At 65.0% G+C, this 20061-nt stretch carries 22 protein-coding genes; 17 read left to right on the top strand and 5 right to left on the bottom strand.

The features are described 5' to 3' along the window. The first annotated feature begins 346 nt into the window (after nucleotides 1–346). The 6 genes from AC1KAT_RS13830 to AC1KAT_RS13855 all read left to right on the top strand — a co-directional run bounded on the left by AC1KAT_RS13830 (nucleotide 347) and on the right by AC1KAT_RS13855 (nucleotide 8075). A complete protein-coding gene (locus AC1KAT_RS13830) occupies nucleotides 347–3526 on the top strand; it encodes a type VI secretion system Vgr family protein (protein WP_480326883.1) in 3180 nt (1059 codons plus the stop codon). Nucleotides 3527–3690: 164 nt separating this feature from the next. Then, entirely contained in the window at nucleotides 3691–4818 is a 1128-nt protein-coding gene (locus tag AC1KAT_RS13835) for a VRR-NUC domain-containing protein (protein WP_480326885.1), read from the top strand. A gap of 20 nt (nucleotides 4819–4838) precedes the next feature. After that, nucleotides 4839–6011, top strand: a complete 1173-nt coding sequence (locus AC1KAT_RS13840) for a type VI immunity family protein (RefSeq protein WP_480326887.1) — start codon at nucleotides 4839–4841, stop codon at nucleotides 6009–6011. Between the two features lie 62 nt (nucleotides 6012–6073). Next, complete coding sequence (locus AC1KAT_RS13845; RefSeq protein WP_480326889.1) at nucleotides 6074–7156, top strand: type VI immunity family protein; 1083 nt, start codon at nucleotides 6074–6076, stop codon at nucleotides 7154–7156. Nucleotides 7157–7218: 62 nt separating this feature from the next. Then, nucleotides 7219–7833, top strand: a complete 615-nt coding sequence (locus tag AC1KAT_RS13850; protein ID WP_480326891.1) for a hypothetical protein — start codon at nucleotides 7219–7221, stop codon at nucleotides 7831–7833. After that, nucleotides 7830–8075: a hypothetical protein gene (locus AC1KAT_RS13855; protein ID WP_480326893.1), complete on the top strand. Its 246-nt coding sequence runs from the start codon at nucleotides 7830–7832 to the stop codon at nucleotides 8073–8075. Before AC1KAT_RS13850 ends, AC1KAT_RS13855 begins: the two co-directional genes overlap by 4 nt. 86 nt (nucleotides 8076–8161) lie before the next feature. Here the strand turns inward: AC1KAT_RS13855 and AC1KAT_RS13860 are convergent, their stop codons facing one another. Further along, nucleotides 8162–8461 carry a tyrosine-type recombinase/integrase gene (locus AC1KAT_RS13860; RefSeq protein WP_480326895.1) on the bottom strand — a complete coding sequence of 100 codons (300 nt, stop codon included), beginning with the start codon at nucleotides 8459–8461 and terminating at the stop codon, nucleotides 8162–8164. Nucleotides 8462–8556: 95 nt separating this feature from the next. On the opposite strand from AC1KAT_RS13860, the gene tnpA reads away from it, so the two are divergent. The 3 genes from tnpA to tnpC are packed head-to-tail and all read left to right on the top strand — an operon-like array spanning nucleotide 8557 to nucleotide 10808. Then, nucleotides 8557–8901, top strand: coding sequence for an IS66-like element accessory protein TnpA (tnpA, locus tag AC1KAT_RS13865; RefSeq protein ID WP_480326897.1), 345 nt, complete (start codon nucleotides 8557–8559; stop codon nucleotides 8899–8901). After that, complete coding sequence (gene tnpB, locus AC1KAT_RS13870; protein WP_480326899.1) at nucleotides 8898–9230, top strand: IS66 family insertion sequence element accessory protein TnpB; 333 nt, start codon at nucleotides 8898–8900, stop codon at nucleotides 9228–9230. Before tnpA ends, tnpB begins: the two co-directional genes overlap by 4 nt. Nucleotides 9231–9266: 36 nt before the next feature. Further along, complete coding sequence (gene tnpC, locus AC1KAT_RS13875) at nucleotides 9267–10808, top strand: IS66 family transposase (protein WP_480326901.1); 1542 nt, start codon at nucleotides 9267–9269, stop codon at nucleotides 10806–10808. Here the strand turns inward: tnpC and AC1KAT_RS13880 are convergent. Continuing rightward, nucleotides 10729–12549 carry a phage integrase family protein gene (locus AC1KAT_RS13880; protein ID WP_480326903.1) on the bottom strand — a complete coding sequence of 607 codons (1821 nt, stop codon included), beginning with the start codon at nucleotides 12547–12549 and terminating at the stop codon, nucleotides 10729–10731. The genes tnpC and AC1KAT_RS13880 overlap by 80 nt on opposite strands. Further along, nucleotides 12546–12959, bottom strand: a complete 414-nt coding sequence (locus AC1KAT_RS13885) for a hypothetical protein (RefSeq protein ID WP_480326905.1) — start codon at nucleotides 12957–12959, stop codon at nucleotides 12546–12548. Before AC1KAT_RS13885 ends, AC1KAT_RS13880 begins: the two co-directional genes overlap by 4 nt. A 336-nt stretch (nucleotides 12960–13295) precedes the next feature. Here AC1KAT_RS13885 and AC1KAT_RS13890 point away from each other — a divergent pair, with 336 nt between their 5' ends. The 7 genes from AC1KAT_RS13890 (at nucleotide 13296) to AC1KAT_RS13920 (ending at nucleotide 18038) form a co-directional block, all read left to right on the top strand. Beyond that, the gene (locus tag AC1KAT_RS13890; protein WP_480326907.1) at nucleotides 13296–14366 is read left to right on the top strand and encodes a hypothetical protein; all 1071 of its coding nucleotides are present in this window, start codon (nucleotides 13296–13298) and stop codon (nucleotides 14364–14366) included. After that, complete coding sequence (locus tag AC1KAT_RS13895; RefSeq protein ID WP_480326909.1) at nucleotides 14363–15025, top strand: RES domain-containing protein; 663 nt, start codon at nucleotides 14363–14365, stop codon at nucleotides 15023–15025. Before AC1KAT_RS13890 ends, AC1KAT_RS13895 begins: the two co-directional genes overlap by 4 nt. Nucleotides 15026–15153: 128 nt before the next feature. After that, the gene (locus tag AC1KAT_RS13900; protein WP_480326911.1) at nucleotides 15154–15399 is read left to right on the top strand and encodes a hypothetical protein; all 246 of its coding nucleotides are present in this window, start codon (nucleotides 15154–15156) and stop codon (nucleotides 15397–15399) included. After that, nucleotides 15399–15962, top strand: coding sequence for a GNAT family N-acetyltransferase (locus AC1KAT_RS13905; protein ID WP_480326913.1), 564 nt, complete (start codon nucleotides 15399–15401; stop codon nucleotides 15960–15962). The genes AC1KAT_RS13900 and AC1KAT_RS13905 overlap by 1 nt, the downstream gene beginning before the upstream one ends. 105 nt (nucleotides 15963–16067) lie before the next feature. Beyond that, nucleotides 16068–16343, top strand: coding sequence for a ribbon-helix-helix domain-containing protein (locus AC1KAT_RS13910; protein ID WP_480326915.1), 276 nt, complete (start codon nucleotides 16068–16070; stop codon nucleotides 16341–16343). A gap of 136 nt (nucleotides 16344–16479) precedes the next feature. Beyond that, complete coding sequence (locus AC1KAT_RS13915; RefSeq protein WP_480326917.1) at nucleotides 16480–16767, top strand: hypothetical protein; 288 nt, start codon at nucleotides 16480–16482, stop codon at nucleotides 16765–16767. Nucleotides 16768–17183: 416 nt separating this feature from the next. Beyond that, nucleotides 17184–18038, top strand: coding sequence for a three-Cys-motif partner protein TcmP (locus AC1KAT_RS13920; RefSeq protein ID WP_480326919.1), 855 nt, complete (start codon nucleotides 17184–17186; stop codon nucleotides 18036–18038). Nucleotides 18039–18057: 19 nt separating this feature from the next. Here AC1KAT_RS13920 and AC1KAT_RS13925 read toward each other — a convergent pair whose 3' ends face one another. Together AC1KAT_RS13925 and AC1KAT_RS13930 are read right to left on the bottom strand one after the other, a co-directional pair. Next, nucleotides 18058–18807, bottom strand: coding sequence for a DUF5131 family protein (locus tag AC1KAT_RS13925; RefSeq protein ID WP_480326921.1), 750 nt, complete (start codon nucleotides 18805–18807; stop codon nucleotides 18058–18060). Then, nucleotides 18804–19058, bottom strand: coding sequence for a WGR domain-containing protein (locus AC1KAT_RS13930; RefSeq protein ID WP_480326923.1), 255 nt, complete (start codon nucleotides 19056–19058; stop codon nucleotides 18804–18806). The genes AC1KAT_RS13925 and AC1KAT_RS13930 overlap by 4 nt, the downstream gene beginning before the upstream one ends. A 62-nt stretch (nucleotides 19059–19120) precedes the next feature. Here AC1KAT_RS13930 and AC1KAT_RS13935 point away from each other — a divergent pair, with 62 nt between their 5' ends. After that, complete coding sequence (locus tag AC1KAT_RS13935) at nucleotides 19121–19912, top strand: SprT-like domain-containing protein (protein WP_480326925.1); 792 nt, start codon at nucleotides 19121–19123, stop codon at nucleotides 19910–19912. Nucleotides 19913–20061 lie beyond the last annotated feature (149 nt).

A 20061-nucleotide genomic window follows, 5' to 3' on the forward strand; every position in this document is an offset into this window, starting at 1 on the left:
GTCAGCAACCTCCCTCCTCTCTCCCTCCCGCTGGCCGTACCTCCTTCATCGCCCCAGATCCGCCACGTGCTGACTGGGGCGATTCCTTTTCCGGTTTGCGCGGAGGTTGTCCACAGATTCTGTGGACAAGTCGGGCCACTCGCGCCGCAAACCACGTGCCGGGGCCATTTCTCTCGGCGTGCTTCAGAAAGCAGCGCCATCCATCCGTCACCCCGCGACTAAGACCTAGTTCGGCGCGCGGCACGCAGGAGTCCCAGTTGACGCTGCTACAGACAGTTACGACGCCATGTCGATAATGTTTGTCCAAAGCAGCGGACTCAGCTGCATCACGCCAGGGACGGAGCACATGCAAAACCTTTTCAGCGCAGCCGTGGGCGCGCTGCAGGCGCAGCTTTCTGCGCTGCTTGCTCAATGGGGCGTGTCCCAACGCCTCTACAACCTCGAAGGCGACGGCCCAATCGGCGACATGCTGGTGGAGCGCTTCGTTTGCGTCGACACGGTGAGCCAACCGTTCGAACTTCGCCTGGCCACCCTCAGCTTGCGCGGCGACATCGACCTCCATGCGCTGCTGTCGCGCCGACTGACGCTGCACACGGCGCTCAGCGATGGCAGCCGAGGGTCCCGCACTGGCTTGGTCACCTCGGCTCGAGCCTTGGAGAGCGACGGCGGCTTCGCCCGCTACGAGCTCCTGGTACAGCCCTGGGTCGCGCTGCTGGCCCACACCCGCCACAGCCGCGTCTGGCAAGGCAAGAGCGTCATTCAGATCCTCGACGATGTCTTCGGCGCCGCGGCGTATGCTGGACATGCCGCTTGGACCTGGGGCGAGTCGTCCGAAGACGGCGGTCAGGAAGACCTGACCGAGTTTCTGGCGCGGGGGCCCAATGACGGCCAAATCGAGTACTGCACGCAGTACCGTGAGTCCGACCTGCACTTTGCCCAGCGCCTGCTCGCCAACCACGGGCTCGGCTGGCGAGTCGAGGAACACCCCGAGTCACCGGCCGGCCACCGCGTCGTCATCCATGCCAACAGTGGCCGCTGGCCCGAGAACCTGACGTCGAAGGCAAGTCTCGGCGGCCAGGGTGTTCGGTTCCATCGCGGCAATGCGGTTGAAGAGCAAGACGCGGTGCAAGCGTTCGCCGGCATGCGCCAACTCAACCCGGCCCGCACCACCGTCTTGCAGTGGGACTACCGCGGTCAATGCGCCGTGGCGGGTGACGCGCCGACGAACCACCAGTTCGGCGGCAGCACGGTGACGGACATGGCTTCGTGGCTGGAGGACTACCGAGTCGAGCCCTGCGACGCTGACACCGGCGACAGCGTCACCACTGAACAAGCGAAGCACCGCGCAGTCCTGATTCAGGAAGCGCGCGAAGCCCGCAACAAGACCTGGCTCGGCCGCAGCACGGTGCGCAGCCTGCGCGCAGGCGAATGGTTCGCGCTGACCCAGAGCACCCTTGACGCGATCGGCGGTGCCGCTGAGTTCACTGTCCAATCTGTTCAAAGCCTCGGCATCAACAACATGCCGAAGGAATTGAGCGAGCGCCTCGCCTCGGCTTGGGCAGTAGACGATGACCCGTTCGGTACCGACGAGCGATCAGAGGTTCTGGACACGCTGAGCCACGACCCACAGCTCACGAAGGTCGCGGGCGAGCTCGGCTATGTCAACCGCTTCGAGGCCGTGCGGCGCGACATCCCATGGCGGCCCGAGCCGATTGACGGCCCCACTGCTCTCGGTCTTCAAACGGCCGTCGTCGTCGGTCCAGACGGCAACGACACGCCTTCGGGTGCCGATGAGCTTTACACAGACGTGCTGGGCCGCATCAAGGTCAGGTTCCACTGGCAGTCGGCACCGCATGCCGATGGCCGTGCTGACAACAGCAGCAGTTGCTGGGTGCGCGTCGCACAGCGATGGGCGGGGCCGGGCATCGGCACCCAGTTCATTCCTCGAATCGGCCAAGAGGTACTGGTGCAGTTCCTGGACGGCGAGGCAAGCCGCCCGATCGTCGTGGGATCTCTCTATAACGGCCGCGGCGAAGCGGGCATCGCCCCAACTCCTGGTGGCCAACCGGGCGAAAGCGACCTCAGCCCCTACGCCCAAAGCAATGACCACCGGCCAAGCGCCCAGGGCAACCTCGCCGGAGCTGGCGCAGGCGGTCACAGCCCCGCCTGGCATGGCGGCGCGCCTGGAACCGCCAGCGACGGCGCCAACGCCCAGAACAATTCGGCAGCCCTCAGCGGCTTCAAGAGCAAAGAGTTCGGCGGCGAAGGCTTCAGTCAGCTTGTCTTCGACGACACGCCGGGCCAGCTTCGCGTGCAGCTCGCCACGACCCAACACGCTAGCCAGCTCAACCTCGGCTACCTCGTCCACCAGGCCGACAACCACCGAGGCAGCTTCCGCGGCGAAGGCTTCGAGTTGCGCACCGACGCCTACGGCGCCATCCGCGCCAAGCAAGGCCTGCTCGTCACCACCTACGGCACCGGAGAAGCCGACCCGGCCGGCGACAACGCACCCGGCATGGCCCTCCTCAAGCAAAGCCTGCAACTCACCGACAGCTTCAGCGGCGCCGCCAAGACGCACCAGACCACGCAGCTGGCCACTGCCATCGGCAGCATCAAGGCCAACCAAAGCCCACTGAGCCAGAAGGCCGCGCCGATGAAGGCCCTGCACACCACCGCCAGCGGCATGGTGAGCCAGCAAGCCTTCAAAGCCGCACAAGAAGACGCCACAAAGACCAGCACCCAAGCCGACAACGACAAGCTGCCCCACACGGCCGACCCCATCGTCGCCTTCAGCGCCAAGGCCGGCTTCGCCACGGTCGCTGGCCAAGACATCCAATGGGCCAGCGGCGACACCATCAGCGTCAACGCCGGCCAAGACATCCACATCGCCAGCGGCGGGCAGATGCGGGTGCACACGGGGCAGAGCATCGGCATCCTGGCCGGTGCCGTGCAACCCGGCGACGGCGCCAAGGGCAAGGGCCTGACGCTCATCGCGGGCCAAGGGCCAGTGCAGATGCAGGCCCAGGCCGGGCAGGCGCAGGTGGCGGCCAAGGGGCTCGTCAACATCCAGACGGCCAATGCGCACATCGACTGGGCGGCCGCGAAGAAGATCACGCTTGCAACCGCAGGCGGCGCCACTGTCGAACTGAGTGGTTCAGGGATCGAGGTGAAGTGCCCCGGAAAGATCACCGTGAAGGCGGCGCAAAAGGTCTTCGCTGGGGCCGGCACCGAGAGCTATCGCATGCCTGAATGGCCTGATGGGGAGCTCTACCGCGGATCCTTCGTGTTGCAAGACCAAGCGACTGGCAGACCGCTGCCCCTTGTGCCCTACAAGATCAAGACGGCCAGCGGCAGGATCATCCAGGGAATTTCCGACGACAAGGGTCGCACTCGCAAGGTCTACAGCTCAGAACCGGAAGAGCTTCAGTTGCTGTGGCCCGAACCCCCGCCACAGACGCCGACGGCGCTCTATGCGTTTGGCGGCGGGCAGGTCGAGCGCGTGCTCGATTTCAAAGAATCGACCTGAAGGGAGAAAGACTTATGGGAGCCAAGGCGTTCAAACCGGGTGGCAACACCTGTAGCACCCTCGAAGAGCGGCCAGAGTTTGCTAAGTTGCCCAATCCGCTCCACCTCCGCTACCTGAGCGAGAAGGCAGACACAGCACTAAAGTTTCCAAGAAAGGGAATCCGGATGATCAACGGTGAGCCAGTCACCGTATCGCTGAATCAGCTCGCGATGACCGCCATGATCTGGCTCGAGGAAACGGCGGCGCAAGACTACTGGGAATACAAAGCGGAGGTCAGCTTTGACATGACCAGGGAGCCGCCGACGCCGTTCCTAAGCACGACTGCCGCAAAAGACGGACCCAACCGCCGCCGGTCTCGAAATCCGTTTCCGCCCGGCTACAAGAGGGGATTCCTTCGCCGCCCAGACGTCATCGTCGTTGTCAACCCATCGGTCCGTTGGCCGGGGCGCGCGGGCCCCGACCACAGTGGTCATATCCATCCAGAGAACTTGCTTCGCGTGGTCGAGGTCAAGTTCCCGAACGACAGCCTCAGTGCTACGCAAGAGCAGGCCTACATTGAGATTGCTGGTGGCACTCAACGATTCAGCGTCGTCGATGTCGTTGATTGCGAGGAGGATGGCGAGCGAGAACGGGAGCGTGAGCCGGTTCAGCATCCAAGTCCCAAATCCTCGCCTGAAGTCCGTCCGCTGCCGCTTCCTGTGCCGCCACCATCAGGCGGGCCATCGCCTCAGCCACGACCGGCCGGTCCTCGCCCTTCCACTCCGCGACCTGTCCCAGACAACGGTGCCAAGCGCCTACCGGCTCCGGTGTACAGCAGAGAGCCGCAGCCGGACCCTGCTTGGTATGAGCGTCTGGGAACGGAAGCGTATGAAACGTATGACGCAATCAGCCGAAGCCTGTCGCGTCTCTCTGCGGAGGCGCGGCAGGAACTTGAACGGTTGCTGCCTTGGATGCGCGAGAAGGGACGCTGGCTTCGCGATCAAGTCGGCGATGCGTTGGTCTGGATTGACGAGTCCGGGCGGGAGATGGCGCGCTGGACGATGGCTCAACTGCGGGAAGCGATGGAGGCGTTCCGAGACTCCATCGACGCGACCTGGGAGCAGATTAAGCAAGTGCGCTGGGGGGAAGTTCTCCTAACCGTCGGCAAAATCATCGTGTTCACGGTCTTGATCGCTGGGGCGGTGGTGGTCTGCGTGATTGCCATAAAGTTCCTGGCTGCAGTTGCAGCGGCGTTGCTTGCGATGGCCGCCGGCCTCCTTACAGTCGGCGGGCTTGTGGCCGCCGCAGCTTGACCTATGAGAAGCACAACCGCATGAGCGACGTCTCGTTAACTGCCCTGCAGACCCTGGTTGAACACGAGCACGCTCTGACCTGGGAGATGCCAGACAAGTCCATCGTCATTCGTCCAGGTCTGATCGTGTGTGTGTACTTCGCTCGCGGGTACTCAGCAGAGGTCCGCGAGAAGATCGCCGTGTGTTTCGACTGGTTCAACGAGCGCTTCGGCGAGCACCTGAATGGGAAGGTGTTGAGCGGCCAGACAGATGGCAAGTACACATCCCTTCAGAAGGGCAGCTATCCCAAGCTGCGCCAGAAGGCCACCTCTCTAGAAGGTTGCTACGCTCTCGAATGGCATCTATCGAGTGAGCCGAGTCAAAACGCAGCACCCGAGTACTGCATTCAGACGCTGACGTCGCAAGACTTGCGGGAAGAGAAGTTCGGTAAGCGCTCTTTTCTGAAGTGCTACCTGCCTTTGCGAACTGCCTTCTCTACGGAAGGAAGGGCGTCATACATGGCCCTGGTTCATCACCTCTGCACTCAGCTCAACGTCGAACATGGCTACGGGGGCATCTCCCCCGTCTTGCCGTACGACAAGTTCCGCTATATGTCCTTCGAGTACGGGCTCTCACAACAGTACACAGGGCTGATGATCGACTCACTGGCGTTGGTTCATGTGAACGAGCTGACCGACAAGTACATAAAGGGCGTCAACTGGCTGACGATCGTGGGCGACAAGCTGCTAGAGAAAATCGGCGGGATGGACACCGTGTCGAAGGCGCTTGCACTGCCTGGCATTTCTGCCGAGCGCTACCCCACGGGCCTCATCGTGCGGGCGGGTGAGGTTCCTGATTTGGGTGCAGACATGACCCCGCCCCTGTACGTTGCGGTCAATCGCGTGCTCAAACCGCTGCGCATCCCCGACCCCGAACCGTTGCACTACCACATGCCCGATCGAGAGAGCTTCGACAAGGCGTCGACGCTTCAGTGGTATTCGCGATTCGACATCGAAGACGCAGCATCTGCCCCGCCAGACGAACCGCGCCTGCGCTGCCTTCCCAGCGACCCTGTTCCCATCAGCGGTTGGTGGCATTCGCCAGCGATTTCGGAGGGCCGTCGGCTCTTCCGCGTGGGCGACCGCTTCCCCGACACTGTGAATACTGAGTGGGGCCAGGTAGTCTGGAGCCTTCACGAAGCAACGGGCGACTGAGGGTAAGCCGGTAGCTCGTGTTGCGCCGGCCAAGCCGTCCTGTACACCCTTTTTGAGCGGAAATGTCCGAAGACCTTGACTACGCAAAGCTCGTTCGAGAGATCGGCGACCAGGCTTTTTTCCCCGGGGGGCTGCTGACCAAACGCGGTCGGCAGGACTACCACGGTGCGACACCCGCGCTAGCCGGTCTTCTGTTCTTCTCCGAGGCCCACACCCCGGAGGTCAGGGAACAAATCTGCCAGTGCTTTGAAGAGTACGAGGCGATTTCGAAGGCGCACCTCAATTGGGTGTGGCGCGCCGAACCCCCGGCAGGGCCTGACAACTTTCGGTATGCCAATGCCAAGCCACTCAGGGAGATGATGAGTCGCTTGGATACAGACGATCTCGTGAGCTTCGCCTACACGAGTGGAAGGAAGTCCGTGGACGCGGGCCAGTGGCTTTTCGAAGTCAACGGCTGGAGAGCATGGCAGGCGCGGAAGGGCAACTGCCCACTCTCCTCGATGCGGTTCAGCCTGCCGCACTTGTTCGTGTACCAACACCCTATCGCGTTTCAGCAGCTGTTCCTCAACTTTGCGAGGCGCTTGAAAGCCATCCACGGTTACGGCGGCCATGCCCTGCTTCTTTCGCCGGTACGGATCACGGACAACCAGCCGCTAGAAACCTATTTCGCTGAGCGCATGAACGGACTGGATGTCGGTACGCCGGTGGGCGTCTCGCGAGCCGTGCGCAATGGCATGAAGACGGTTTCGTGGCTGACAGCCATCAACAACGAACTGGTGGAGAAAGTTGGGGGCCGGGAGACGCTTCGTTCTGAGCTTCCTCGGCCCTGGTTTGCGCTCTATGACTACGGCGCCGGGGTCGTCATCCAAGCGGGGCCTGAAGCTCCGCCCGCCCTTGTCGAGGATGACCCGAAGCCTGCATCCTACGTGCTTCCCAACATGCTGCTGAAGGATCTCCGTGTCCCTCAAATTCAGTCGCTGCACTATGTGACGGCAAGCGCCGAGCCAAGGATCACGGGCGCTGCCGCCGAAGAGTGGATGCAGCGTTTTGACGTTCCCGAGGAAGAGCTTTTCCGATTCAAAGCCAAGCTGCTCAATGAACCCAAGTTGAGTCCAGAGAGCACGCTGCCCGACCGGATCAATTGATCGGCGATCACGATGCACTGAGCCGGCCAGCCTGACAAGAAGCCCACACCAAGGAGGAATCAATGACACGCACCTCATCGACCATCGCCCGCTTAGCGGCGCTTACGGCCAGCTTGGCTCTCAGCGGCTGCCTGCTGCCCGAGAAGTTCACAGCAAGCGTCGACGTACGGCCGGACCGCTCGTACACCTACGCCTACGAGGGCACCGCCATCCATCTGCTCGCGGCTCAAGCCATCAAGCAGCAGGGCAGCCTGACTGCGAAGCAGGACAGTGACTTGCGCGCCGAGGTGGACAAGGGACGCAAGGATCCCGCAGTCAAAAAACTCACCTACGAAGGTGCCGGTCGCTATTCGATTGCCGTCCAGCAGGACGTGCGAGCGGGCCAGCAGCCTACGTCGCTGAAGATCCTCTATGTGAAGACCGACAAGGACGGCGTGACCAGCATTTCGGTGCCACCCATCAGCCCCAAAGACAGCGAAGGCCTCCGGCAGCTCGGCATCAAGGTCGACGGCAAGCTGGAGGTGCGTCTGCCGGCCGGCGCGACCGTGGTTTCACACAACGCCTCGGGGACGCCTGGCTTGCTCAGCAAGGCCTACACATGGAAGATCGGCACCGTCGATGAGCGGCCGAGCATCAGCTTTCGCGTCGGCGGCCTTGGTCGAAAGGAAACACCATGAGTGCCTGGGTAAAGGCGGTGATCGAATTGATTCGAGCCGCTGATTTCGGAGAAGCCAGGCGCACGATTTCGGCTTCCAGTAGCTTGGAAGACCTCCGGCTTCTTGAGCAAACACTGCAGTCTGCGAACTTCTCTGGGCGCCTGGAGATCACTGGCGTCATGGCCGCGATTCGCGATCGCATTGCTGTGTTGAGTGCGGAGGAAGAGGCGACGCCGACACCTGACGATGACCCCACGCCGTAGAACGGGCGGACAGGGGGGCAACGGGACGGGTTGGTCGTCAGATTCTGATATCTGAATCAACCGATTCGAATATTAGAACCGGGGCATTACGCCGCTTGCGGCTCAAGTCCCCCTGCTGGGTGTGCAAGGCCGCTGACCGACTGCTGAAGCAGGCGGTCCACGGCGCGGTGCCGTTCGAGCTCGTCGCCGTCGAGGTAGCCGTTCGTGGTGCCCACGGAGGCATGGCCGAGGAGGTCGCGTGCGAGCACCACGTCCTTCGTCATTCCAACGATGTGCGTGCCAAACGTGTGCCTCAGCCAATGGGTGGTCGCCCGGCGCAGCTTGGCCGCCGCCGGCGGATCAGCTTCGCCAACGCGCCGCGCCACCAGGCGGAAGAACGCCGACACTTGCCGGTACAGGGTAAGCGTCCGGCTATCTCATCTTGAATGAGGCCGCCCGGGGCGCAAGGATCGTGTCCACCAAGAATTGCTAGGTGGACACCATGGAAGAAGCTAAGACCAAGGCCAGGCGCCGCCACGACGGCGCGCTCAAGCGTGAGGTACTCGCGCAGTGCGCGGTACCCGGTGCGTCGGTGGCGCAAGTGGCGATGGCGCACGGCCTGAACGCCAACCTCGTCCACAAGTGGCGACGAGGCGCGCGGGCGCGAGACGCGCCGCCGGTGTCGGCGACCTTCGTTCCCGTGGTGCTCAATGCCGAACGTGCTTCAGCGGCGCCTGCCTCCTGCATAGACGTTGAACTGCAGCGCGGCGCACTGAGCGTTCGCGTGCGCTGGCCGGTGGACGCCGGCGCGGCGTGCGCCAGCTGGCTGCGCGAGATTCTGCGTTGATCCGCATCGAGGCGGTGTGGCTGGCGGTGGAGCCGCTGGACATGCGAGCAGGCACCGAGACGACGCTGGGACGTGTGGTTGCCGTGTTCGGTGCGGCCCGTCCGCACCACGCTTACCTCTTCGCCAACCGTCGCGCCAACCGCATGAAGGTGCTGGTGCACGACGGCATCGGCGTGTGGCTGGCCGCGCGACGGCTGCACGATGCCAAGTTCGTCTGGCCGCAAGGCGCGACCGGCACGCTCGCGCTGAGCCGGGCACAACTCGACGCGCTGGTGCTGGGCCTGCCGTGGCAGCGCCTGGGCGAGTCCGGTGTGATCAGCGTTCTGTAGAAGCGGCTCGACCCGCGTCCATTGCGGCATCTGCCGATGTGCGGACGCGCTGAGCCGGGCACCATCGCGTTCGTGATCAGCGACGACCTCGATAGCCTGGATGCGAAGCAGCTGCGCGATGCCCTCCGCGTGGCACGCGCCGAGGCGGTCTTCAAGCAGGCGATCATCGACAAGATCACGCACGAGAACGCCGTGCTCAAGCGGCTGAAGTTCGCCGCCACGCGCGAGCAGTTCAGCCCCGAGCAGCGCACGCTGCTCGAAGACACGCTGGACGCCGACATCGAAGCCGTGCAGACCGAGCTGGCGCAGCTGAGGCCGCAGCGTGCGACGCCCGACAAGCAAGTCGCCAAGCGCCGCCCACTGCCGGCCGAGCTGCCCCGCCGGGAGGTCCGCCACGAGCCAGAGAGCACGGTGTGCGGCTGCGGCTGCCAGATGAAGCGCATCGGCGAGGACGTGGCCGAGAAGCTGGACTACCAACCGGGCGTGTTCAGCGTCGAGCGCCACGTGCGTGGCAAGTGGGCGTGCGCCAAATGTGAACGCCTGGTGCAGGCGCCCGTCGAGCCGCACGTGATCGACAAGGGCATCCCGACGGCCGCGCTGCTCGCGCAGGTGCTGGTCGCCAAGTACGCCGACCACCAGCCGCTGCATCGGCAGGAAGGCATCTACGCGCGTTCTGGCGTGGACTTGCCGCGCTCGACGATGGCCGAGTGGGTGGGCGCCTGCGGCGTGCAGCTGCAGCCGCTGGTCGACGCACTGAAGGCTGAGATGCTGATGCATCGCGTGCTGCACGCCGACGAGACGCCGGTGCCGATGCTCAAGCCCGGGGCGGGCAAGACGCACCGGGCGTACCTGTGGACCTACTGCACCGGCCAGTTCGAGGCCGAGCGCATCGTCGTCTACGACTTCGCCGAGAGCCGGGCGGGCAAGCACGCGATTGCCTTCCTGGGCGACTGGCGAGGTGCGCTCGTTTGCGACGACTACAGCGGCTACAAGGCGCTGATCGCTCAGGGGGTGACAGAGGCCGGCTGCCTGGCGCACGCACGGCGCAAGTTCCACGAGCTGTGGGCCAACAACAGCAGCCAGATCGCCGAGGAGGCACTGACGCACTTCGGCAAGCTGTACGACATCGAGCGTGATGCGCGGGAGCTGACGGTCGAAGGCAGATGGCGAATGCGACACGAGCGAGCAAGGCCGGTGGCCGAAGCGCTGCACACATGGCTCACGCTGCACCGTCAGAAAGTGCCGGATGGCTCGGCCACGGCGAAGGCCATCGACTACAGCTTGAAGCGCTGGGGCGCGCTCGTGCGCTACCTGGACGATGGTGCCTTGCCAGCAGACAACAACTGGGCAGAGAACCGCATCCGGCCGATCGCGCTCGGACGCAACAACTGGCTGTTCGCCGGAAGCCTGCGCGCGGGCAAGCGTGCCGCCGCGCTGATGAGCTTGATCCAGTCGGCTCGTCTCAACGACATCGACCCGTGGGCCTACCTCAAGGACGTCATCGCGCGACTACCGACGCTGCCGGCCAGCTGCATCGCTGACTTGTTACCTCATCGGTGGGTGCCACACACTGCCTAGCCAGCGGACAAGATGCGTCTACCGGACGCATACGGTACAGGGTCCCGCTGGCGATGCCCGTGAGTTCGCCGACGGCCAGGCCGAAGGGAAGCGGGCCGTGCGGGCCCTCGAATGCGCGGGCGAGCAATGGCGCCTCGGCCGGCGCGTCGGTCCAGCTGCGCCAGCCGCGGCTGGCCAGGTACGCCTGCAGGCGCTCCATCACCGCGCTGGCCAGCGGCACATGTCGCACGGCGCCACGCTTTCCAACCACCCGAAGACGCCAGGCCTTCGCGCCGTCCGCCAAGGTGATCGCCTCGATGTCCTGGATGCGACGAGACACTGCCTCGGACAGCCGCATCCCCGTGCTGTAGAGCAGCCAAACGGCGAACTTGAGCCGCGGGCGCCCCGCCCGATCGTCGAGCTGCTCGAGCTGGTGCAAGACCAGCTGCCAAAGCTCGCGGTCGAGCGCGCGGCCACGGTCGACGTCCCGCGTGGGCGTGCCGCCAAGCGGCAGCGCCGACCAGGGGTTGGCCACCAGGTAGTTCTGATCGCGCAGCCAGCCGCCCAGGGCCTTCAGAACGATGAGCGCGTAGCGCTCGGCCGGGCCAGCCAAGCCGCCCTCGAACGGCCGCCAGGCGCTGCTCCAGCGCGCGGTGCCGCGCGGGGCACACCAGTCCGCCGGCGGTGCACCCAGGAACTCGCGGTAGGCCTGGCAGTCCTCCACCGCCATCGACGACATGGGCACGCGGCGGATCCACCAGCACCACAGCAGCAGACGCTCGGCTTCACGGGTGTAGGCCCGCTGGGTGTGCGGTGACACCTTGGTGGCCACCCACGCCTTGACCGCGTCCACGTCGTTGCGAGCCCCGAGCGTGCACAGCGCTGCCGGCGCCCGGAATCGGCCCTCCGAGCCGTCCAAATGCGCCGGGAGGTGCAGTTGCTCCAACGGCACGAGCCGGCGGCCTCCTGGGGCGTCTACGCCCGCAGTCTGCAGCTGTCGCGGGGAGAGCCGCGCGCTGGGCAGCAGCTGGAGGTCCGGGCGGGCATGTTGAGCAATCCAGTCCTCGATCTCGTGCGCCTTGGCGGGCCCGAGGCCTCGGAACTTGCGATGCCAACGGTGGCCGTGCGCATTGACGTGGTTGACCAGGTCGCCCACCGTGGCCACGCCGCCGGCGGCGAGACGCGTTGCGTATGCCGCGGGAAGCCAGGCGTCGAGCCGGTGCTCGCGCTCGGGCACTGGGAACACGTGGCTTTCGACGTAGGCGAGCGCCTCCCGAATGCGACCGCGCAGGCGGCTGCGCCGCTGCTCGGCGCGTTCCTCGGGCCCAGGCCCGGCTTTCGCAGGCCCTGCCCTCATGCCGTCGGCACTTCCATATCGCTCCCGCCACAGCGCGATCAGCTCGTGCTCGCTGTAGCAGTCGTCGGGATCGACCTCTTCTCGGAACGCGTCGAGCGTCAGGGTTTCGGCCGGCACTGCTGCCGCAGCCCTGGCCCGCGGCGCGGCGATGGCGCGCGGATCCCGTTCGAAGACCGCTGCGAGTTCGGGCCTCGCGCTGCGCCGCGCGGCCGCGGCGAGTTCGCGGGCGATCTCACGGGCGCGCGCCGGGACATGTCGCAGATCGGCCAGCACCTCGCCCTCGAAGTAGGTGGCATGCAGCACGCGAGGATCTGCGCCCTGCACATAGCCCCAGTACAGCGCCAAATCGCGGCGCTGCAGCCGCGGGCCGCTGGCCGGCCGGGGAAAACTGGCGCGGTGCCTCATCGGCCCGCCCCCGGCCGGCGCCGGCGCTTCGGCGCAGGCCGCTCGATGCCGAGCCGGCGATCAAGCCAGTGGTTCATGGGTCCCGCGCTCCAGCCGACGTCGACGAACGTGAACGGCCCGGCCAGCTCCACCGCCTCGAGGGCGTCCTGCTCGGCACCCGTCGCGGGCCAGAACGGGCCGTCAGGCGCCTGCAGGAAGTGCTCGCCCTGCTTCGCGTCGCAGCGCTCGCAGTGGTTCATCCAGTAGGTCTGGCGCGCTGTTTGGCTGTCGTCCGGCCGCCAGCGCTGGCGAACGTCGGGCCCGAGCTGCTCAGCGAGGGCATCGGGCATTGCGTGGATGTACTTAAGCAGCAAGCCGCGTTCGTCTTCCTCATCGTCGGGCGATCCGAACACGAAGGGCGGTAGCGCCATCACGGCGAATGTCCGGGTCTCCTGTCGGCAGGCGTGGCACGTAGCCCGTCCGGTGACATGCAAAACCGCCCTGCACACGAGGGAGGAAGGCGCTTCGCTTTGGAGTTCTGACACGCGGATCACCTCAAAAAGCCGGTTTGTGAGGTCGAATTTTGGCGGCTGATAATGTGATTTATCAGACCAGAAAAAATTGAACTTCCTTATTTTGGGTTAGCCAAACTAGCCAAAAATAAGGCAAAGTCCTGGTCGACGCGACAGGGTCTGCTTCGCAGACCCTCGCCGGCAGGGCCCGCTGTCAGTGTTTTGCGCGTTGAACGGAGCCAAGCTGAGGTTCACATGAGCGATCGCCGCCACCACTCGCACCACCCGTTCTGGAGCTTCTCCTCCAGCTGGGGAGATCTCCCACCTGAGCAGCTCGAGACGGACGATCACGGTGCCCCCCAGTACATCGGGCCCTCGCCGAGTTCGAAGTTGAGCGCAAGCACGCGCGAACTCCTGAGCGAGCTCGAGCGCTCCGTCGCCGACTTCTTGGTGCAGAACGCGCATGGTGCATCGCGGCGTCACCAGCCGATGCTGATCATGGCGAGTCTGCCCGTCTGCACGCGACAAAGCCCGCTCTTCAGTGCCTGGCCGCCGATCTACCATCCAAGGACCGTGGGCGCCATCGTCCAGCATGACGACCTGAGCGCCAGGTTCACCTCCGACGACGTGTACGTCGCGCTGCACAACGCACCTGTGAGCCCGGTGGTGGAAAAGGCGCAGGATGAGGTCAACGAGCACTACCGCAGCGCCTTGGCCAAGCAAGGCCTGTCGCAGAGCCTGGTCGACACCCTCGACGAATGGCTGGATGCCAAGGCCCGTGGGATGGCCATGCAATACCAGCTCAGTCAAGCGCGGGTTGAAGCCGAGGCCGTGGCCGCGGCGATGGCAGACGCGGGTGCTCAGGCGGCAGCCGAAAGCGCTCCGAGGGGGCCAGCCGAGGGCCGGGATGCGCTCGAGCTCCTGAGCGCCGCCGATCTCGGCGCAAGGCTCGGGGTGAGCGACGAAACGGTGCGCAACCGGGAACGCGCGGGTGAACTCTTCTCTGTCCTCGCACCGGGTCGAAAGCGCGGCCGCGAATACCCCGGCTTCCAGGCCTGGCCCGAGTTCGCCGGGGACGTGTTGACGGGCCTGCTGCAGACGCTTGGTGCGCCGGCCCGCGACGGCGCGAGCCTGCATGGGTTTTTTGGCTTCAGCACCGACCTGTTGGGTGGCCTAACGCCCGTCGAGGCCGTCGTCGGGTCACTGTTGACGTCCGAGCAGGTCGACGAGTCGGCGCAGGCCTTCCTGCAGCGACCGGCTCAAGAGCGGCTCGCGTCGGTCCGGCGCGCAGCGAAGACCTACGCCACGGTCCTTGGAGGCGCATGAGCGCCGGCGTCCCACCGTCGCCGCCTCCGCTCGTCCCGCGTTGCACTGCCCAATCCCTGCAGCTCGAGCTGCTGGACCCCGGCAGCGTGCCGTTGATGCGGCTTTACCGACATGCCGGCGGCGACTTCAGCGCGGCCCCGCCCGAGCACCGCAACCTGCGTGTGGATCCACCCGAAGGTTGCAAGGGGGACTACGGCGTGCTTTACACGGCCGGGAACGTGGCCACGGTCGCGATGGAATGCTTGATCCTCAAGCGCACCGGCGCGCACTCCGTGTGGGACGTTGCGTTGGCCCAGCAGTACCGCATCGCCCGCTACACGTTCACGCAGCCGGCGCTGTTTCTGCCGCTCGATGGCCCGAACCGGCCGGTGCTCAGAATCGACGGCTGGCAGGACGACTACAAGGCGTACCAAGCCGTGGCGCATGAGCTGTTCCAGCGCTTTGGGCAGCTCGTCCACGGACTCAGCTGGGAGAGCCAGCACCGCGGCCAGCCAGGCCGCGTCTACGCGATCTGGGACCACCGCAAGATGAGCCTCGGCCTCAGCGTGGACCCTGCTCGATCGGGCCATGCTCTGGCCGACGACGCCGAGTGGAACGCCTTCCTGGCTGAATATCCCACCATCCAGGCATTGGCGCCAAGCGCTCCGCCGGCAGCGTGAGGTCCAGTTGCAGGGCGCGGCGAGTCGAGCAGCACGCCTCGCCAAAATGCACCGAACCGGGCGCCGCATCGGGTCAGCATGCCTTCAGGATCACCGCCGGAACAGGCCGAAGAAGTAAACTGCCGACCATGACCAAGAAGCCCACCATTGCCTCGCGCCTGGCGAAGCTGGCCACCAAGCCGGCCGAGCACCGCTTGACCAAGGTGAAGGTCAAGCAAAAGCTTGTGGCCAAGGCGAAACGTGCTCAGTTCCTGGCCGAGGTCAAAGCGACCAAGCCCACGGAGGCCAGCCGCGTCGTCGCCAGTCAGCTGGTGAAGCGTGTGAAGGCGGCCAAGGCCGCGTCCTTCCTCGATCAATACCGCGCCGCCGACTGATGGCCCTGGCCGACGACGGCTTTGGGCTGCTCCCGGTCACTGAGGTTGCGCGGTCCTTGCTGACCGATTTCAAGTGCGGCAAGGACCACCTGGATGCCTTCCTGGTCGACGCTCACCTCTTCCACCAGGATCGACTCGGGCTGACCACCGTGGTCTTCCACCGAGACCAGCCGAACCGTGCGATCGGGTACTTCACCCTTGCCAACGACGCCTTCCCTCTCACGACGTCGGAACAGCAGGAACTCGGGCTGCATGACCTGGTCAACTTGAGCGCCTACCCGGCCGTCAAGCTGGGGCGTCTGGCCGTCGCAGCGGATCTGCAGGGCCAGGGCATCGGGGAACAGATCATGGGCCTGGTGCACGGCGAGATCCTCGACTCCGCGTCGCTCTCGGCGGCCCGCCTGGTGATCCTCGATGCGGATGCGGACGAGCGCGTGGTGCGCTTCTACCGGAACCTCGGCTACCAAGAATCGTTGGTGGCTGAACAAAGAGCGAAGAACCACGCCTCGAGGAAGGCCGGACAAGCCGCCACCATCAAGATGATTCGCGACGTGCTCGCCTAGCCCCGCACGAATTCTCGGCGCTTGCCGGCCAGCACCCATGGCCAGCGGCGGATTGCGCTTCAGTCCGAAAATGTATATATTTTGTATATACACGGAGGTGAAATCATGCCTGCACCCACTGCCAATCTGCTGCTGAAGTTCCGAGAACGTGACACGCAGTTCGGAGTGACCAGGTCGACGGTCAAGGCCATGGCCAAACACTTCGATCTGTCGGAAACCGAGGTGGTTCACATGGCGCTCTCTCGGCTCGCCAAGGAAGAGATGCCCGGCTACGAGGCCGACGACGGCCCGCTGTCGATGTCGGAGCTGAAGGCCGTGCGCAAACTTGCGAAGGCACAGATGCCCACGGGCGCTGTACTGCGCAAGCAATCGTTGTTCTGACGTGGCTGCGTGGGCTGCCCCGGTACCAGGCGACATCGTCTGGTGCCGATTCCCCGAGCTGCCCAGGCGGTCCCCGGGTCCCAAGCCGAGGCCAGCTCTCGTCTGTGACGTTGAAGAGCGCGAGGACGGTGCCATCGTGACGGTGGCCTACGGGACATCTCAGCAGCTCAATCGCTTGCACACCGGCGAGTTCACCATCACAAAGCAGGGCACGCCAGCCGCGTTCAAGGCCGCAGGCCTGAGCTTCGACACGAAGTTTGACGTCGGCCAGACTGTGCCCTTGCCTTGGGGCGAGGAGTTCTTTGCCATTCCTCCCCATGCGCCACTGGGGCAGTCGCCCAAGTTGGGCAACCTGCACGCCTCGGTGTACCGGGCCGTGCAGGCCGCCCATGCGGCGGCAGAGGCTGCCAGGGCAGGCCAGTAGCCAGACGGACCGAGCGCAATGCGCTGCGGCCGTTCGCTGCGCCCCTTGCGGTCGCCACCCGTCAGCTGGAGAACCCGCATCTTCGCGTACGAGCTCACGCGTCACCCAAACAACCCGACTGGCGACGCGTCACGCAAACAAGCTGCGATCTGGCCAACCCGTCATCTGAAAAGCCCGCCCCCAGCCAGCCCACCCGTCAGCCAGACAACCTGAAAAACCGCCTCACCCGTCACCTGAACCTCCCGAGCTACTCGGTGTCGGCGGCGAGCCGTCACCTGGGCAACCCGATCGGCCCACGGCTGCCCTGAGTCTCGGGTCTCTCGGTCAGCGCGTCAGAGCAGTCGGCTCGGCCCCGCGCTTGGGGCGATTCGTCGCCTAGACTCATTCGCAATGAAGCCGAACAGGGAGGGCTCGAGATGGTGAAACAGCGTTTCGTACTGCCGGTGGATCCGGATCCATGCCCGGACTTGCTGATCGAGCGCGGTCCCAAGGGCACGGGTGTCGGTCGGTGGGTGCCCGACGACAAGCACACGCTCCTGGCCAAGTGGCTGGGGGGGACGCGCCAAGCGCGAGCCAAGTGGCCCGAGCGAGTCTTCATTGACCCGTTTTGTGGTCCCGGCCGCATCCAAGTGGAAGGAGAGTCCTTCACCCGCGACGGCGGTGCACTCGTGGCCTGGCGGCGATCGCAGGCGCACGCGGTGCCCTTCACCCGCGTCCTCGTCGGCGACATCGAGGTTGAGCGCGCAGAAGCCTGCGCGGCTCGCCTGAAAGCCCTCCAAGCCCCCGTCCAGAGCTTCACCGGGCCTGCCTTGGAAACCGCGCCGAAGATGGCGGCTTCTATCCCGTCCGGCGCGCTGGTCCTGGCCTACATCGACCCGTACAACCTGTCGTATCTCGGATTTGAAATCTTGCGGGCGCTCGCCAAGTTGCCCAAGATCGACCTGCTGGTGCACTTCAGCACCATGGACCTTCAACGCAACGTCGACATGGCGCTCGACGATTCGAAAGCCCGCTTTGACGACGCCGCACCTGGCTGGCGCGACCACGTCGATCACGAACGACTGTCGAAGGTCGGACTGCGCGAAGCGTTCTTCGACTACTGGCTGGACGCGGTGAAGAACCTCGGCTTCACCTCAGCCCGCCACATGCCGCTGATCCGCGGTGATCGCAACGCGCCGCTGTACCGCCTCGTGGAGTTCAGTCGGCATCCGCTGGCCAACAAGGTCTGGGACGACGTGGCCAAGCCCGCGACGCTCGACCTCTTCGGCTGAGGCGCGGAAAACCCCGGCGTCAAACCGACGGTTCGAGCTGCGGCATTGCGTCCCATGTTCGGCCGAGCAACTCGCGGCCGTTCGCATGCTTCGATCGCTTCTTGCCATCGGCGCCCCACCCTCCCCACTGCTTGAAGAAGAAGGCGACCCGCTGCTCTTCGCATTGCAGGCGCACACGCTCCACCCAAGCCGGGTCCATGGGCCTCGACTTGGCACCGGACTCGCCGCCTACGATCACCCAGTGCACGCCGGCGAGATCGAGCCGGCCGAGGTCCTGCAGCAGCGGCTCCACTGACAGGAAACGAATGCGAGCCGGCACCTTGCGCAACTGAGCGATGCGTGGCACCCCGTGCTTGCGGTTCTCCACTGACACGCCCATCCAAGCATTCGGCGGCACGGCCCGTCCAGCGGCAAAGTAGTCCGCCATCCGCTGAGCCCGCTTGGTGAGGATCTGGTAGGTGTGCTGCGGCGTGCGCGCCACCACGTCCATGACCTGGTCGATGTAGGCGTCAGGGACCGCCTCATGGAAGAGGTCCGACATCGAGTTCAGGAAGTAGATGGTCGGCTTGCTGCGCTTGAGCGGATCCCCCAGACGGTTCGGCAGTAGCGTGAGCTCGAAGCCGTTGTCGTAGCCGGGCGCTCCCATGGCTTTCAACCGGCGAGCCATCGTCTCGGCATAGCAGTTCTTGCAGCCAGGCGAGATCTTCGTGCAGCCCACCGTGGGGTTCCAGGTCTGCTCGGTCCACTCGATGCGGCTCACGGTGGTCATGTAGATGCTCCTTCCAGGTTGACGCCAAACGCCGGCTCGGCACTCACAAGGCGATAACCGCGCGCTTGGCGTTCGCGGGCCACCGCGGACAGCAACTCGGTCGCGTGTTCGCGATCGCGCGCGCCTTGCCGCATCTGATTGCCGAGACCACTGCCCTTCGCGCCCCAGGCCCGGAACAGCTCCCACTCGCCGAAGATGTCTGACTGCACGCTGGCCAGGTAGTAGCGGGTGGTCGTTTCCCAGCGAATCATGAAGGCTCCGGCGCGCGACGAGGTGCTGCGCTGCGTTGGAAGTGTATTGCACAATACAGCTCATGACCAAGAGCGATGCCTCGCCCAGCGTTCAGACCTATCCACCCTTCGAGCGCGCCTACGACACGTTCAATCGGGAACTCTTCGACGGCACGCTGCCCTCCGTGCTGCTGACCCTGCAACGCAAGGCCAACACCTGTGGCTACCTCTCGGCGAATCGCTTTGCCAACCGGACGGGCGGCCTAACCCACGAGCTGGCCATGAACCCCGAGTGGTTCGCGGTGAGTCCCTTGGTCGAAATCCTTCAAACCCTCGCGCATGAGATGGTCCACGTGTGGCAGCACACGCACGGCTCACCCTCTCGCGGGCGTTTCCACAACCGCGAGTGGGCGGACAAGATGGAGTCGATCGGTCTCATGCCCTCCCACACTGGCCAGCCGGGTGGGCGGCGGACGGGAGACTGCATGTCCGACTACCCCCTCGTCGGAGGACGCTTCCTCAAGGTTGTTGGCCAGCTGATGGCCGATGGGTTCGAGATCGCCTGGTATGACCGCTTCCCGCCGGCAGTGCGCCAGGCTCCGCATGTGCTGACCACCACCGAGGGGAGTGGCGTCTTGCCGACCGCTGCCACCATCGTGCCGGCCGAGCACGGTGTCCAGATCCTGCCCAAGCCGTCGGCGAGCAAAACCACGAACGGAAGCAACCGCGTGAAGTACACCTGCGCATGCAAGACCAACATTTGGGGCAAGCCCGGCCTGTCCGTGCTCTGCACCGTTTGCGAGCAGCAGTTTGTGCCTGAGCAGGCTGTCGTCGCAGCAAGAACTCGAACGGCGTCGCGCTCCGCGTCTGTCTGAAACCAAACCACGACCGAAGGAACCCTCCAGTCGGCCCCTCTTCAGTCGCTGTGAGCCGAAGCCCCTATGGTGTCTCTTTGACGGCAAAGCGCCGCTGTTGCGCAAGACGACGGCATTTTGCAGAATGCGGCCATTCTTTGATGGAGACA

This window comes from Piscinibacter sp. PDB5-1 (assembly GCF_056676035.1).